General features: G+C 69.3%; 10 protein-coding genes. 8 read left to right on the plus strand and 2 right to left on the minus strand.

The features are described 5' to 3' along the window. Both QM782_RS22305 and QM782_RS22310 read right to left on the minus strand, forming a co-directional pair. Positions 1-1,236 (minus strand): restriction endonuclease subunit S, encoded by a 1,236-nt coding sequence (locus QM782_RS22305; protein WP_415205055.1) that lies wholly within the window; start codon positions 1,234-1,236, stop codon positions 1-3. Next, the gene (locus QM782_RS22310; protein ID WP_415205056.1) at positions 1,233-3,503 is read right to left on the minus strand and encodes an N-6 DNA methylase; all 2,271 of its coding nucleotides are present in this window, start codon (positions 3,501-3,503) and stop codon (positions 1,233-1,235) included. The genes QM782_RS22305 and QM782_RS22310 overlap by 4 nt, the downstream gene beginning before the upstream one ends. 447 nt (positions 3,504-3,950) lie before the next feature. On the opposite strand from QM782_RS22310, the gene QM782_RS22315 reads away from it, so the two are divergent. The 8 genes from QM782_RS22315 to QM782_RS22350 all read left to right on the plus strand — a co-directional run bounded on the left by QM782_RS22315 (position 3,951) and on the right by QM782_RS22350 (position 15,314). Next, positions 3,951-5,228: an MFS transporter gene (locus tag QM782_RS22315; RefSeq protein WP_415205057.1), complete on the plus strand. Its 1,278-nt coding sequence runs from the start codon at positions 3,951-3,953 to the stop codon at positions 5,226-5,228. 13 nt (positions 5,229-5,241) lie between these two features. Next, positions 5,242-6,681 carry an MFS transporter gene (locus QM782_RS22320; RefSeq protein ID WP_415205058.1) on the plus strand — a complete coding sequence of 480 codons (1,440 nt, stop codon included), beginning with the start codon at positions 5,242-5,244 and terminating at the stop codon, positions 6,679-6,681. A 10-nt stretch (positions 6,682-6,691) separates the two neighbouring features. After that, positions 6,692-10,639, plus strand: coding sequence for a nitrate reductase subunit alpha (locus QM782_RS22325; protein WP_415205059.1), 3,948 nt, complete (start codon positions 6,692-6,694; stop codon positions 10,637-10,639). A 176-nt stretch (positions 10,640-10,815) separates the two neighbouring features. Continuing rightward, complete coding sequence (narH, locus tag QM782_RS22330) at positions 10,816-12,339, plus strand: nitrate reductase subunit beta (RefSeq protein WP_415205060.1); 1,524 nt, start codon at positions 10,816-10,818, stop codon at positions 12,337-12,339. 8 nt (positions 12,340-12,347) lie between these two features. Continuing rightward, a complete protein-coding gene (gene narJ / locus QM782_RS22335) occupies positions 12,348-13,034 on the plus strand; it encodes a nitrate reductase molybdenum cofactor assembly chaperone (RefSeq protein ID WP_415205061.1) in 687 nt (228 codons plus the stop codon). A gap of 22 nt (positions 13,035-13,056) precedes the next feature. Then, positions 13,057-13,797: a respiratory nitrate reductase subunit gamma gene (narI, locus tag QM782_RS22340; protein WP_415205062.1), complete on the plus strand. Its 741-nt coding sequence runs from the start codon at positions 13,057-13,059 to the stop codon at positions 13,795-13,797. Further along, entirely contained in the window at positions 13,794-14,561 is a 768-nt protein-coding gene (locus QM782_RS22345; protein WP_415205063.1) for a peptidylprolyl isomerase, read from the plus strand. The genes narI and QM782_RS22345 overlap by 4 nt, the downstream gene beginning before the upstream one ends. Before the next feature lie 9 nt (positions 14,562-14,570). After that, positions 14,571-15,314 carry a carbonic anhydrase gene (locus tag QM782_RS22350; protein WP_415205064.1) on the plus strand — a complete coding sequence of 248 codons (744 nt, stop codon included), beginning with the start codon at positions 14,571-14,573 and terminating at the stop codon, positions 15,312-15,314. Positions 15,315-15,365 lie beyond the last annotated feature (51 nt).

Raw genomic sequence — 15,365 nt, forward strand, 5'->3', positions numbered from 1 at the left:
TCAGGCGGCCACTTCTTCCGCTTCAGGCTGCGCTATCCCGCTCACGTCGAGCTGGCCGGACATCAGCTTGGGCAAAAGGAGATCACGGGCCCTCTGCAGGAGCTGGATTGCGATGCTCAGTTGCTCCGCTTGTTCGAGCATCGGCCCGACCATACGGTGGAACTCGACACGCACATGTTCCGGCGGTTGCCAGATCTTGATGTCGCCGATGTCAGACCGACTCAACTCCAACTGGTTCGTGGCGCCTTTCCCCATCTCCGCAAAGAGCGGCTCTAAGTTCAAAAGTGCCTGCCCAAAATAGGTTGATGAGTTAATGTCGATGGGCCGGACTATCGTGACATGGGTATCCACCGTGCAATCTTTGATAGGTGACCACACTTGAGCAACGCGACCCAGGGTGCCTGCACCGGTCGAATTGATCAGTACGTCCCCCATTCGTACCAAGCGATCAGGCTTCACATCCTTTGACTGTCGGCGCGCGGGCACCATCGTGATGCGCCCGTCGCGAATGCACTTTTGGTTGATGACCCAGCCCTTCGCTGTGTCGTCGTACTTCGGGGCAATGCCGCGATTCAGATAGCTTGCCTGATCGGCGATTGACACCATTCGCCACCCTTCCGGCTCCCCAAACTTGACGGGCACCGACTCATGCCCCGGAAACCGCAGGTGCACGAACCACTCACGGTACAGCAACCGGGCGGCCTGTTCCAGTAGGGCAATGCGGCGCTGGTTGGTGGCGATCAGGTCGTCGTATGTCGCGAGCACCTCAGCCACTTGACGTTGTACTTCAACGGGGGGGCAGGCAATTCCGAATGAAAGTAGCTTCTCTTGGCTCAAGTTGTCTTGAGTAGCCCCTTGGGACACCATCTGCAATTCACGCTGAATGATGTTGAAATAGTACTTCACAAAACGGGGGTCAGCTTTGTCCCTGTCAGCGACGAAGCCGATAACGCTATCAGGAAAGCAGGCCTCGTATGCCAATAGCGCCGTATCCGCGATGTTGGCTGCGATCGTGATGCAAAGCGTGTCTTTAGGCCACAGTCGGCTCTGAGCCAAGCCGGCCTCGCTATAGGTCGCTGAGTGTTGGTAAATGCGAAAACTGGCGTGCTTGACATCGCCAGTCTGTATGAACGGGTACTGACCACCATATAGCAACGGATCGTTGCGTGGCCGATGGCGGGACCTGCCTCTAGAGACGTACCCAAGTTGGTCAAGCGGTAGTTTCGGCCAGCTCATCCCAACAACCCCTCCAAATTGCCCGCAATCCGCCCCGCCAGCGCCACAGCCTTCTCGTTCAACTCCGCCAGCTCCTCGTGGATTTCACGCAGTTGCTCGGCGAAGGCATCTTCGTCGCCATCGTCCTGCACCGCCGCCACACCCACGTAACGTCCCGGCGTCAGTGACCAGTCGTTGGCGGCGATCTCCTCGCGCGTCACGGCCTTGCACAGGCCGGGTACGTCGTCGTACCAACCGTTGGGAAAGCGGCTGTGCAGCCAGTGCACCTGGTGAATGAAGTAAGCGGCCTGCTTGGGCGCCTCCAGTGCCAGGTCGCGCACGGTGGGGTCTTCGTTCTTCTTGGCATCAGCCGGCTGCAGGGCGCGGCGGGCCTCGCGGATGGCCTTGCCGTGCCAGGCTTTGCTGGCGCGGGCGCGCACAGTTTTCTCGGCTGCGTCCACCAGCGCTAGGGCGCGCTTGTGCCGGGCTTCCAGCGTCTTGCCGGCAGCCTTGAGGGTGGGGGTAAGCACATCCAGCGTGGCCTGCAGCGCTTTCTGGCCAGCGTGGGTCGCTAGGTCGGCCTGGGCGATAGCGGTGTGTGCCTGGGCGGCCTGGGCCAGCAGCGCGGCCAGCGCGTCGGCGGCACTGGTGTCGGCCAGGGCCTGGGCCAGATCGGCTTTCCAGGCGTCCAGCGCGGCTTGCAGTTCAGCGCGCTGCTGGGTCAACTCGGCTTGCTGCTCGGTCGGGGGTGGCGGGGCTGCCGGCAGCGGCGGCAGCGGCGGCAGCAATTCATCGTTCACCCGGGCATCGCGGGCGAAGCGCATCAGCTTAAGTGCCAGCCGGCGCAGCGTGCGGCTGTCGGCGCGCAGTCGGCCAGGCAGCTCCGCCAGCCAGTCGCCCACCTGGCGCTGATAGCCGGCCACCAGGGCGACGAACTTTTCATGCTCGTCGCGGTAGAGCCAGGTGATGGCGGTCAGGTTGGCCAGTTGCTCTTCGGTGAACACGTGCGACCGCGCCGACACTACGTGGTAGACGTTGCGGGCGTCGATCATCAGCACCTGGTCTTGCAGGTCGTCGGGCTTGCCCTTGTCGAAGAACCACAGCGTGCACGGTAGGCTGCGGGTGTAGAAGAACTTGGTGCCGATGGACATCATGACGTCCACGTGGCCGCTCTTGACCAGCTTCTCGCGGATGTCGCGGTCTTTATTGCCGGCGTCGGATGCGCTGGACGCCATGACGAAGCCGGCCCGGCCGGTGTCGTTCAGGTAGCTGTAGAAATACTGAATCCACAGGCTGTTGGCGTTGCTGATGGCACCGGTCTTGGCGTTGGTGCCGGGCAAGCCGAAGGGCAGGCGGTAGGGGCCGCCCTCGGCCTGGGCTGCCTCTTGCGCCGTTTGCGGTGCCAACTGCTTGCTGACCTTCTTGGTGTCCACGCCATCCACGTTGAACGGCGGGTTGGCCATGACGAAGTCGCACTGGCCAATCAGGTGCTCCGCTTGGTCGTAGAAGGTGTTGCCCTGGCGGATGTTGCTGGCGTCCAGCCCGTGCACCACCAGATTCATGCGCGCCAACTTGGTATTGGTGTCGCTTTTTTCCTGGCCATGGAAGGTGACGGTCTCCAACGCGCTGGCGCGGCGCACTTTCTCGATGAAGTGGCCGGTTTGCACAAACATGCCGGCGGAGCCGCAGGCCGGGTCGAACACGATGCCATGGTCGGGCTGGATGACGTTGACGATCATGCGCACCAGCGACGGTGGGGTGAAAAACTCGCCACCCTCCTGCGCGCCGGTCATGGCGAACTTGTTCAGGAAATATTCGTAGATGCGGCCGAACACGTCGCCGGTGGCGGTCTTCAGCGCGGGCCGGTCGAAGATCTTCACCAAGTCGGCCAGCAGGTCGGGTTCGAAGGCGGGGTAGCCGCGCGGCAACGCACCTTCCAGCACGGTGTATTCGGCTTCGATCGCATCCATGGCGGCCTCGATGGCCTCGCCCACATCGGTCCCTTTCGGCAGGCTGGCGATGGCGTCGAATCGGGCCGCCTCGGGCAGGTAGATGGCGGCCTTGCCTTGGAACTCGGTCCTGATCAGTTCTTCACGCTGGGCCGCCGGCATCTTGGCCGGGATGCTTGCCAGAATGCCGGGCAGGTAGGCCTTGAAACGGTTGTCCGCATGGCGCAGGAAGATCAGGCCCAGTACCGGCATTGCGTACTCCGCGGCCGTCAGCTTTGAATTGGCACGCAACTGGTCGGCGGCCTCCCAGAGTTCGTTTTCGAGTTGTTGGACGTTCATGTTTGGTGATTTTCTCCGGGCGTCACAAGCCAGGAGCCTGCGGCGAGGATTTTCTGACGGCGCAGGTAAGGTCGCGCCCTCGCTCAGGGAGCTTCTGCACAACGTGATGACCGCGCGGCTTCAGTTGATGGCAGTACGGCGATTCGCCCTTAAGCCGTCGTTCTGCTGGCGGACATGAATGGCGGCTGACGCTGCAGACAGGTCGCTCAGCCCACCGATCGAAGAAAGGCACGAGTCTCCAGCCACCATGCGCTGGTCCGGCGGGCAGCGCGCACCTCGCCCTCCAGCACCCCCTGAAAGGCCCAAAGCCGAGCCGCCATCCTCCATCCGAACGACCCCGCCCCGCCCTCCATCGTTCTTCCGCACCCCTTCCGCCGCCCGCCCGGCGGATACCGCGCGCGCCCCGCCCGCGCCACAGTGCCGGCATCCCGACCGACCGTGCACGCCATGCCTCCGAGCCCCGCCGCCCCTGCCCCCGCCCCCATCCCGCGCCAGGCCTGGAGCGTGCTGGCCGTCAGCACGCTGGCCTTCACGGTCTGCTTCATGGTCTGGATGATGTTCGGCGTCATCGGCATCCCGCTGAAGCAGGAGCTGGGCCTGAACGCCACGGAGTTCGGCCTGCTCACGGCCATGCCGGTGCTGACCGGCTCGCTGGTGCGCGTGCCGCTGGGCATCTGGACCGACCGCTACGGCGGGCGCATCGTGATGGCGGTGCTGATGGCCGTCACGGTGCCGGCGATCTGGGCGATGGCCTACGCCACGCAGTACTGGCACTTCCTCGTGATCGGCCTGTTCGTGGGCTTGGCCGGCGGCTCGTTCTCGGTCGGCACGCCGTACGTGGCGCGCTGGTTCCCCAAGAACCGCCAGGGCATGGCGATGGGCGTGTATGGCGCCGGCAACTCGGGCTCGGCGGTCAACAAGTTCGTCGCGCCGGCGCTGCTGGTGGCCGGCGGCTGGGCGCTGGTGCCCAAGGCCTATGCGGCGGTGATGGCCGGCACCGTGGTCCTGTTCTGGCTGTTCAGCGCGCACGATCCCCGGCACCTGGTGCCCAGCAGCGTGCGCTTCACCGACCAGCTCAAGGCGCTGAAGGACCCGCGCGTGCTCAAGTACTGCCAGTACTACAGCATCGTGTTCGGCGGCTACGTGGCGCTGGCGCTGTGGATGGTGCAGTACTACGTCGGCGAGTACGGGCTGAGCATCCAGACGGCCGCGCTGCTGGCCGCCTGCTTCTCGCTGCCCGGCGGCGTGCTGCGCGCCGTCGGCGGCGTGCTGTCGGACCGGTACGGCGCGCACAAGGTCACCTGGTGGGTGCTGTGGGTGAGCTGGATCTGCCTGTTCCTGCTGAGCTACCCGCAGACCGACTTCACCATCGCCACGGCGGACGGCCCGCGCAGCTTCCACCTGGGCCTGAACGTCTACGCCTTCACCGCGCTGATGGCGGTGCTGGGCGTGGCCTGGGCCTTCGGCAAGGCCAGCGTGTTCAAGTACGTGGGCGACGACTACCCGCACAACATCGGCGCCATCAGCGGCATCGTCGGCCTGGCCGGCGGGCTGGGCGGCTTCGTGCTGCCGATCCTGTTCGGCGCGCTGCTGGACGTCACCGGCATCCGCTCCAGCGCCTTCATGCTGCTGTACGGCGTGGTCTGGGTCTCGCTGATCTGGATGTACTGGACCGAGGTGCGCCGCACCGACGTGATGGGCCGCGCCGCGCCCGCCGCCTCCTGACCGAAGGCCCCCGATGGACACCTCCACCACCTCCGCCGCACCGCGCCGCGGCCGCACGCTGCAGATCTGGACGCCGGAGGACAAGGCCTTCTGGGAAAAGGAAGGCGAGGCCATCGCCAAGCTGAACCTGTGGATCTCGGTGCCCGCGCTGTTCCTGGCCTTCGCGGTCTGGCAGGTCTGGAGCGTGGTCGCCGTCAGCCTGCCGGGCCTGGGCTTCAGCTACTCCACGAACCAGCTGTTCTGGCTGGCCGCGGCGCCGGCGCTCTCCGGCGCCACGCTGCGCATCTTCTATTCGTTCATGGTGCCGCTGGTGGGCGGGCGGCGCTGGACGGCGATCTCCACGGCCAGCCTGCTGGTGCCGGCCGTCGGCATCGGCATCGCGGTGCAGGACCCGTCCACGCCCTACCCCACGATGCTGGTCCTGGCTCTGCTGTGCGGGCTGGGCGGCGGCAACTTCAGCTCCAGCATGGCCAACATCAGCCACTTCTTCCCGAACGACCGCAAGGGCTCGGCGCTGGGCGTGAACGCCGGCCTGGGCAACCTCGGGGTGTCGGTGGTGCAGTTCCTGAGCCCCATCGTCGTGACCGTGGGCCTGCTCGGCGTCTTCGGCGGCGAGCCGCAGCTCGTCACCCGCAACGGCGCGCAGGTGCAGGTGTGGATGCAGAACGCCGCCTTCATCTGGGTGCCGTGGATCGCGCTGGTCTCGGTCGTCGCCTGGTTCGCGATGAACGACGTGGCCGCCGCCAAGGCCTCCGTCGCCGCGCAGGCGGCGATCTTCGCGGAGCCGCACAACTGGATCATGTGCCTGCTGTACCTGGGCACCTTCGGCTCCTTCATCGGCTTCGCGGCGGGTTTCCCGCTGCTGATCCGGAGCCAGTTCCCCGACGTCAACCCGCTCGCCTACGCCTGGCTCGGCCCGCTGGTCGGCGCCGTGGTGCGGCCGTTCGGCGGCTGGCTGTCGGACAGAATCGGCGGCGGCGTGGTGACGATGTGGAACTTCCTCGTCATGGCGGCGGCGGTGCTGGGCGTGCTGTATTTCCTGCCGCGGGGTGCCGGCACGCTGGCCCTGCCGCCCGGCCCCGGGGCCGGCAGCTTCGCCGGCTTCTTCCTGATGTTCCTGGTGCTGTTCGTCACCACCGGCATCGGCAACGGCTCGACCTTCCGCATGATCCCGGTGATCTTCAACCAGCTCGCCCTGCGCGGCGCCGGCCGGGGCGAGGCCGCCCGCGCCGCCGCGCTGAAGGAAGGCAACGTGCGCGGCGCGGCCGCGGTCGGCTTCGCCGGCGCCCTGGGCGCCTACGGCGGCTTCTTCATCCCCAAGAGCTACGGCAGCTCGATCGCCGCGACCGGCGGCCCCGAGGCCGCGCTGTGGATCTTCGCCGCCTTCTACCTCGCCTGCGTCGCGGTCACCTGGTGGTGCTACGCGCGCCGCCAGGCCGCCATGCCCTGCTGAGAACACGCCCATGAGCCACTTCCTCGACCGCCTGACCCATTTCCGCCTGCCGCAGGAGAGCTTCGCCAACGGCCACGGCCGCACCACCGGCGAGGACCGCACCTGGGAGGACGCCTACCGCGCGCGCTGGGCGCACGACAAGATCGTGCGCAGCACGCACGGCGTGAACTGCACGGGCTCGTGCTCGTGGAAGATCTACGTCAAGGGCGGCATCGTCACCTGGGAGACCCAGCAGACCGACTACCCGCGCACGCGCTGGGACATGCCCAACCACGAGCCGCGCGGCTGCGCGCGCGGCGCCAGCTACAGCTGGTACCTGTACAGCGCCAATCGCGTGAAGTACCCGATGGTGCGCGGCCGGCTGCTGGAGCGCTGGCGCACCGCGCTGAAGGCCGGCCGCGGCCCGGTCGACGCCTGGGCGTCGATCGTCGAGGACGAGGCCGCGCGGCGCGACTACCAGGGCGTGCGCGGCATCGGCGGCTTCGTGCGCAGCAGTTGGGACGAGGTGAACCAGCTCGTCGCCGCGGCCAACGTCTACACGATCAAGCGGCACGGGCCGGACCGCATCATCGGCTTCTCGCCGATCCCGGCCATGAGCATGGTCAGCTACGCGGCCGGCAGCCGCTACCTGAGCCTGCTCGGCGGCGTGTGCATGAGCTTCTACGACTGGTACTGCGACCTGCCGCCGGCCAGCCCCCAGGTCTGGGGCGAGCAGACCGACGTGCCGGAATCGGCCGACTGGTACAACAGCCACTACATCATCGCCTGGGGCTCCAACGTGCCGCAGACGCGCACGCCGGACGCGCACTTCTTCACCGAGGTGCGCTACAAGGGCGCCAAGACCGTGGCCGTGACGCCCGACTACAGCGAGGTCGCCAAGCTGGCCGACCTGTGGCTGCACCCAAAGCAGGGCACGGACGCCGCGCTGGCCATGGCCATGGGCCACGTGGCGCTCAACGAGTTCTACTTCAAGACCCGCTCCGCGTACTTCGACGACTACGCGCGCCGCTACACCGACCTGCCGATGCTGGTGCTGCTGAAGGAGCACCGGCTGGCCGACGGCAGCACGGTGCTGGCGCCCGACCGCTACCTGCGCGCCGACGACTTCAACGGCCGGCTGGGCCAGCAGAACAACCCGGAGTGGAAGACCGTCGCCTTCGACACCGACGGCCGCGCGGTGCTGCCGCACGGCTCGATCGGCTTTCGCTGGGGCGCCGAGGGCCGCGACGACGCCGGCAAGTGGAACCTGGAGAACCGGGAGGCCCGCCACGGCGCCGAGGTGCGGCTCAAGCTCTCGGTGCTGGAAGACGGCGCGCAGGCGCACGAGATCGTGGAGGTGGGCTTCCCGTACTTCGGCGGCATCGAGACGCCGCACTTCACGGCCAATGCGCTCGATGGCGTGCCAGGCCGCGCTCAGGCGCCCTCGTCCCCGCCGGGTAGCGGTTCGCCCCAGGGCGGCCCCGGGGACCGCATGTCCGGCGACGTGCACCGCGCGCGCGTGCCGGCGGTGCGGCTGCGGCTGGGCCGGGACGGCCGCTACCACGACGCGCTGGTCGCCACCGTGTTCGACCTGCAGGCCGCGCAGTACGGCATCGCCCGCGGCCTGGGCAGCGGCGCGCAGGACTACGACCAGAACGCGCCCTACACGCCGGCTTGGGCCGAGCAGGTCACCGGCGTGCCGCGCCAGCAGATCATCACGGTGGCGCGCGAGTTCGCCGCCAATGCCGACAAGACGCGCGGCAAGTCCATGGTGATCATCGGCGCGGCGATGAACCACTGGTACCACTGCGACATGAACTACCGCGGCGTCATCAACCTGCTGATGATGTGCGGCTGCATCGGCCAGAGCGGCGGCGGCTGGTCGCACTACGTGGGCCAGGAGAAGCTGCGCCCGCAGACCGGCTGGACGGCGCTGGCCTTCGCGCTGGACTGGGCGCGCCCGCCGCGCCAGCAGAACTCCACCAGCTTCTTCTACGCCCACACCGACCAGTGGCGCTACGAGAAGCTGGGGCTCGACGAGATCGTCTCGCCGCTGGCCGACCGCAGCCAGTACGGCGGCAGCATGATCGACTACAACGTGCGCGCCGAGCGCATGGGCTGGCTGCCCAGCGCGCCGCAGCTCAAGACCAATCCGCTGCACGTGGCCGCGCAGGCCGATGCCGCGGGCCTGGCGCCGCGCGACTACGTGGCCCGGGCGCTGCAGGACGGCAGCCTGCAGATGAGCTGCGAGGACCCGGACGCCCCCGAGAACTGGCCGCGCAACCTGTTCGTCTGGCGCAGCAACCTACTGGGCTCCAGCGGCAAGGGCCACGAGTACTTCTGCAAGCACCTGCTGGGCACCGGCAACGGCGTGCAGGGCAAGGACCTCGGCGAGCAGGTGGGCCCCCATGCCCCCCGCGGGGAAGAACCCGCCGCGGGGCGGCCCGGCGGCGGGTTCGACGCCAAGCCCGAGGAGGTCGTGTGGCACGCCGACGCGCCGCAGGGCAAGCTGGACCTGCTGGTCACGCTGGACTTCCGCATGAGCACGACCTGCCTGTACTCCGACATCGTGCTGCCCACCGCCAGCTGGTACGAGAAGAACGACCTGAACACCAGCGACATGCATCCCTTCATCCACCCGCTGTCGGCGGCCGTGGACCCGGTGTGGGAGGCACGCTCGGACTGGGAGATCTACAAGGGCTTCGCCAAGGCCTTCAGCGAGGTCTGCGTGGGCCACCTGGGCGTGGAGCGCGACACCGTGCTGACGCCGCTGATGCACGACACGCCGGCCGAGCTGGCCCAGCCCTACGGCGTGGCCGAGTGGAAGAAGGGCGAATGCGCGCTGGTGCCCGGCAAGACCGCGCCGCAGGTCACCGTGGTCGAGCGCGACTACCCCAACCTGTACAAGCGCTTCACCGCCCTGGGCCCGCTGCTGGACCGGCTCGGCAACGGCGGCAAGGGCATCGCCTGGAAGACCGGCACCGAGGTCGAGCAGCTCGGCCAGCTCAACGGCCGGGTGGCCGAGCCCGGCGCGACGCAGGGGCGCCCGCGCATCGTCAGCGACATCGACGCCTGCGAGGTGATCCTGCAGCTGGCGCCCGAGACCAACGGCCACGTGGCCGTGAAGGCCTGGGAGGCGCTGGAGAAGGCCACCGGCCGCGAACACAAGCACCTGGCGCTGTACCGCGAGGACGAGAAGATCCGCTACCGCGACATCCAGGCCCAGCCGCGCAAGATCATCAGCTCGCCGACCTGGAGCGGCATCGAGAGCGAGACCGTCAGCTACAACGCCGGCTACACCAACGTGCACGAGCTGATCCCGTGGCGCACCCTCACCGGCCGCCAGCAGTTCTACCAGGACCACCCGTGGATGATCGCCTTCGGCGAAGGCTTCTCCAGCTACCGCCCGCCGGTGGACCTGAAGGCCACGCGCGGCATGCAGGGCATCCGGCCCAACGGGCACCCGGAGATCCAGCTGAACTTCATCACGCCGCACCAGAAGTGGGGCATCCACAGCACCTACACCGACACGCTGCCGATGCTGACGCTGAGCCGCGGCGGCCCGGTCGCCTGGATCAGCGAGGAGGACGCCCGGCGCGCCGGCATCGAGGACAACGACTGGATGGAGATGTTCAACGTCAACGGCGCGGTGGCGGTGCGCGCCGTGGTGAGCCAGCGCGTCAAGCCCGGCATGGTGATGATGTACCACGCGCAGGAGAAGATCATCAACACGCCCGGCAGCGAGATCACCGGCGTGCGCGGCGGCATCCACAACTCGGTCACCCGCATCGTGCTCAAGCCCACGCACATGATCGGCGGCTACGCGCAGTACAGCTACGGCTTCAACTACTACGGGACCATCGGCACCAACCGCGACGAGTTCGTGGTCGTGCGCAAGATGGCCAGGGTCGACTGGCTCGACACGCCGCGCGGCGAGCACCTCGCGGCCGCGTACCAGGCGCAGGGCGAGAACCCGTGAGTGCGCCCGCCCCCGTTCGGACGGCCGCGCTGCGTGCGGCCATCCGATCCCCCCTCGAAGGGGCGCACCCGGCGGCCCGGCGGCGCCGGCCCCGCGGATGCCCCGGGGACTTCGCTGCGCGTGCCGCCGCACGACGGGTGCGAAGCGGCACGGACCACTAGAAAAAGGAGCCCGCGATGAAAGTACGTGCCCAGATCGGCATGGTCCTGAACCTGGACAAGTGCATCGGCTGCCACACCTGCAGCGTGACCTGCAAGAACGTCTGGACCAACCGCCCCGGCGTGGAATACGCCTGGTTCAACAACGTGGAGACCAAGCCCGGCATCGGCTACCCCAAGGAGTGGGAGAACCAGGAGCGCTGGAACGGCGGCTGGACGCGCAAGGCCGACGGCTCCATCGTGCCGCGCCAGGGCGGCCGGTGGCAGCTGCTGATGAAGATCTTCGCCAACCCCAACCTGCCCGAGATCGACGACTACTACGAGCCCTTCACCTTCGACTACGAGCACCTGCAGACCGCCCGCGAGATGAAGGCGGCGCCGACCGCGCGCCCGCGCAGCCTGATCACCGGCCAGCGCATGGAGAAGATCGAGTGGGGCCCGAACTGGGAGGAGATCCTGGGCGGCGAGTTCGCCAAGCGCAGCCAGGACGTCAACTTCGACGCGGTGCAGAAGGACATCTACGGCCAGTTCGAGAACACCTTCATGATGTATCTGCCACGGCTGTGCGAGCACTGCCTGAACCCGGCCTGCGTGGCGAGCTGCCCCAGCGGCAGCATCTACAAGCGCGAGGAAGACGGCATCGTGCTGATCGACCAGGACAAGTGCCGCGGCTGGCGCATGTGCGTGTCGGGCTGCCCGTACAAGAAGATCTACTACAACTGGAAGAGCGGCAAGGCCGAGAAGTGCATCTTCTGCTACCCGCGCATCGAGGCCGGGCAGCCCACCGTGTGCTCGGAGACCTGCGTGGGCCGCATCCGCTACCTGGGCGTGCTGCTGTACGACGCCGACCGCATCGAGCAGGCCGCCAGCGTCGCGCGCGACCAGGACCTGTACCAGGCCCAGCTCGGCATCTTCCTCGACCCCGAGAACCCGGCCGTGATCGCCCAGGCCCGCGCCGACGGCGTGCCCGAGGCCTGGCTGGCGGCCGCGCGCAACAGCCCCGTCTACCGCATGGCGGTGGACTGGCAGGTCGCGCTGCCGCTGCACCCGGAGTACCGCACGCTGCCCATGGTCTGGTACGTGCCGCCGCTGTCGCCGATCACCGCCGCCGCGAACGCCGGCCACGTCGGCACCAACGGCGAGCTGCCCGACGTGGGCCAGCTGCGCATCCCGGTCAAGTACCTGGCCAACCTGCTGACCGCCGGCGACACGCGGCCGGTGGTGCGCGCGCTGGAACGCATGCTGGCCATGCGCGCCTGGCAGCGCGGCAAGCACGTGGACGGCGCGCCGAACGAAGCCGCGATCCGCCAGGTCGGCCTGACGGCCGCGCAGGTCGAGGCGATGTACCACGTGATGGCCATCGCCAACTACGAGGACCGCTTCGTGATCCCGACCACGCACCGCGAGTACGCCGAGAACGCCTTCAACGTGCGCGGCGGCTGCGGCTTCTCGTTCGGCAACGGCTGCAGCGAGGGCGTGACCGAGACCAGCCTGTTCGGCAGCGAGAAGAAGCGGACCATCCCCATCAAGGCAAGCCTGTGAGGCCCGGCATGCGCAACGGCATCACCTTCACCCTGCGCGCGCTGGCCCACCTGCTGCGCTATCCCGACGCATCCATGCGCGCCCGCCTGCCCGACATCCATGCCGCGCTGAACGCGGAGGACGCGGTCGGCCGCGTGCGCCGCGCCGAGCTCGACGCGCTGATGGACCGGCTGCTGGCCGACGGCCTGGACGCCGAGGCCGTCTACGTCGACCTGTTCGACCGCGGCCGCGGCACCGCGCTGCACCTGTTCGAGCACGTGCACGGCGACTCGCGCGACCGCGGCCCGGCCATGGTCGACCTGGTGCGCACCTACGAGCAGGCCGGCCTGCTGCTGGCGCCGGGCGAGCTGCCGGACCACCTGACGGTGCTGCTGGAGTTCGCCTCGACCCAGCCGGTGCGCCAGGCGCGCGCCTTCGTCGGCGAGTTCGCGCACATCCTGCAGTCCATCGCCACGGCGCTGCAGCGCCGCGGCAGCGACTACGCGGCCGCGATCGCCGCCGTGCTCGACCTGGCCGGCCAGCCGCTGGGCGCGGATGCGGGCACGCCGGCCGGCGAGGACGAGCCGCTGGACGCGAGCTGGCAGGAGCCCGCCGCCTTCGGCGGCTGCAGCACCCAGGGCCAGGCCGCGCCCGGCCAGCCGCAGCCGGTCCACCTGGTCCGCCGCCCGCCGCCGGCCGCAGGCGCCGCCCGTTGACGTCGATCCCGAGGAGCCCCCCATGCCACGCGCCGTCCACGACTTCCTGTTCAACGTCTACCCCTACATCTGCCTCGCGGTCTGGCTGATGGGCAGCCTGGCCCGCTTCGACCGCGACCAGTACACCTGGAAAAGCGATTCCTCGCAGATGCTGCGCGCGCGCCAGCTGCGCTGGGGCAGCAACCTGTTCCACGCCGGCATCCTGTTCCTGCTGTTCGGCCACACCGTGGGCCTGCTGACGCCGCACTTCATGTACGCATGGCTGGTCACCGCGCCGCAGAAGCAGCTGGTGGCCATCGTCACCGGCGGCGCGGCCGGCTTGGTCTGCTTCATCGGGCTGAGCATGCTGCTGCACCGGCGCCTGTTCGACCCGCGCATCCGGCTCACCAGCCACCGCACCGACCTGGCGATCCTGGTCATCCTGTGGGTGCAGCTGGTGCTGGGCCTGGTGACGCTGCCGTTCTCCTGGAGCCACCGCAGTGACGCCGGCGCGATGCTGATCCTGGCCGGCTGGGCGCAGGGCATCGTGACCTTCCGGCCGGACGCCAGCGGCCTGGTCGCGCTGGACTGGCCGTTCAAGGTCCACATGGTGCTGGGCATGACGATCTTCTTGCTGTTCCCGTTCAGCCGGCTGGTGCACGTGTGGAGCGGGCTGGCCTCGGTGGCCTACCTGTTCCGGCCGTACCAGCTGGTGCGCTCGCGCCGGCTGAACCTGCCGCCCACGCCGCAGCGGCCGCCGGCCGGCCAGGGGAGGCACGCATGACGCCGGCCGCCGTCGAGCGCCCGCACGTCAACGGCGTGCCACTGGCCGGCGCCGGCGAGGCGCCGACCGCCGCCGAACTGCGCCAGCGCGCCTGCACCGAGCTGCTGCGCCAGGCCGCCATCGGCCAGGGGCTGCTGCCGGCCGACGACCCGCCGCCGCGGGACGGCGCGATCAGCGAGGCCGCCGGCGCCGCGATCGAGCGCCTGCTGGACGCCGCACTGCAGCTGCCCGAGCCGTCCGAGGACGCCTGCCGCCGCCACCATGCCGCCCATGCGGCGCGCTACGCGGTCGGCGAGCGCGTGCAGGCACGCCACGTGCTGTTCGCCGTCACGCCCGGCCTGGACGTGAACGCGCTGCGCCGCCGGGCCGAGGCCTGCCTGCTCGACGTGCGCGGCGGCGGCGAGCGCTTCGCCGCCGCCGCGGCCGCCAGCTCCAACTGCCCCAGCGGCGCCCATGGCGGCGACCTGGGCTGGCTGGCGCAGGAGGACTGCGCGCCCGAGTTCGCGCGCGAGCTGTTCGGCCGCGCCGAGGTCGGCGTGCTGCCGCGGCTGGTGCACAGCCGCTTCGGCCTGCACGTGGTGGAGGTGCTGGCGCGCCGGCCGGGCCGCGTGCCGCCGTACGAGCAGGTGCGCGCCGCGGTCGCGCAGTCGCTGCGCCAGCGCAGCTTCGCCACCGCGCTGTCGCAGTACCTGCGCCTGCTGGCCGGCCAGGCGCGCATGGCCGGCGTGGACCTGGACGGCGCCGCCACGCCGCTGGTGCAGTAGGCCCCGGCCATGCCCGACGACGACCTGCTGCAGCGCCTGCGCCGCTTCCACGACCACGCCTTCCCGCGGCAGGAGCAGCGCTTCCGCCAGCTCGTGGACCAGGGGCAGCACCCGGCCACGCTGTTCATCGGCTGCAGCGATTCGCGCCTGGTGCCCTACCTGCTGACCGGCACCGGGCCCGGCGAGCTGTTCCTGGTGCGCAACGTCGCCGCGTTCGTGCCGCCGTACGACGGCTACATGGACGCCCCCTGCGGCGCCGCGTCCGCGCCGGGGCGCGCGCCACTCGGCGCGGCGCCGCGCTGGGTGGGCTACCACGGCACCTCCGCCGCGATCGAGTTCGCGGTGCTGAACCTGCAGGTGCGCCGCATCGTCGTCTGCGGCCACAGCCATTGCGGCGGCATCCGGGCGCTGTACGGCGGCGTGCCGGCCGCGGCCCGCAACCTCGCCGCCTGGCTGGAACTGGGCCGCGAGGCCACGCTGCCGGTGGCCGAGCCCGGCCCCGAGGCGCTGCGCCGCACCGAGCAGCGCGCCGTCGTGCTGCAGCTCGAACGCCTGATGGACTACCCGATGGTGCGCGAGCGCGTGGAGGCTGGCGCGCTCACGCTGCACGGCTGGCACTACGTGATCGAGGAAGGCCAGGTGCACGTGTTCGACGTGGCGAACGGCCGCTTCCTGCCGGCCAGCGAAGCCGGCCACGCCGGCACCGGCCCGTACGTGCCGCATGCGGAGCCGCGGCGGGAAGCCCCGGGTTGATCCAGATCAACCGTGCGCATCTGCCCCGTGTTCGCCCTCTCCCCGCAGCGC

The sequence above is a fragment of the Pseudorhodoferax sp. genome (assembly GCF_047601025.1).
Lineage (GTDB): Bacteria > Pseudomonadota > Gammaproteobacteria > Burkholderiales > Burkholderiaceae_C > Pseudorhodoferax.

What these genes read in the sequence shown, in the direction of transcription:
- QM782_RS22305 (WP_415205055.1), bottom strand. Translation starts at nt 1,236, where the DNA reads ATGAGCTGGCCGAAACTACCGCTTGACCAACTTGGGTACGTCTCTAGA.
- QM782_RS22310 (WP_415205056.1), bottom strand. Translation starts at nt 3,503, where the DNA reads ATGAACGTCCAACAACTCGAAAACGAACTCTGGGAGGCCGCCGACCAG.
- QM782_RS22315 (WP_415205057.1), top strand. Translation starts at nt 3,951, where the DNA reads ATGCCTCCGAGCCCCGCCGCCCCTGCCCCCGCCCCCATCCCGCGCCAG.
- QM782_RS22320 (WP_415205058.1), top strand. Translation starts at nt 5,242, where the DNA reads ATGGACACCTCCACCACCTCCGCCGCACCGCGCCGCGGCCGCACGCTG.
- QM782_RS22325 (WP_415205059.1), top strand. Translation starts at nt 6,692, where the DNA reads ATGAGCCACTTCCTCGACCGCCTGACCCATTTCCGCCTGCCGCAGGAG.
- narH (WP_415205060.1), top strand. Translation starts at nt 10,816, where the DNA reads ATGAAAGTACGTGCCCAGATCGGCATGGTCCTGAACCTGGACAAGTGC.
- narJ (WP_415205061.1), top strand. Translation starts at nt 12,348, where the DNA reads ATGCGCAACGGCATCACCTTCACCCTGCGCGCGCTGGCCCACCTGCTG.
- narI (WP_415205062.1), top strand. Translation starts at nt 13,057, where the DNA reads ATGCCACGCGCCGTCCACGACTTCCTGTTCAACGTCTACCCCTACATC.
- QM782_RS22345 (WP_415205063.1), top strand. Translation starts at nt 13,794, where the DNA reads ATGACGCCGGCCGCCGTCGAGCGCCCGCACGTCAACGGCGTGCCACTG.
- QM782_RS22350 (WP_415205064.1), top strand. Translation starts at nt 14,571, where the DNA reads ATGCCCGACGACGACCTGCTGCAGCGCCTGCGCCGCTTCCACGACCAC.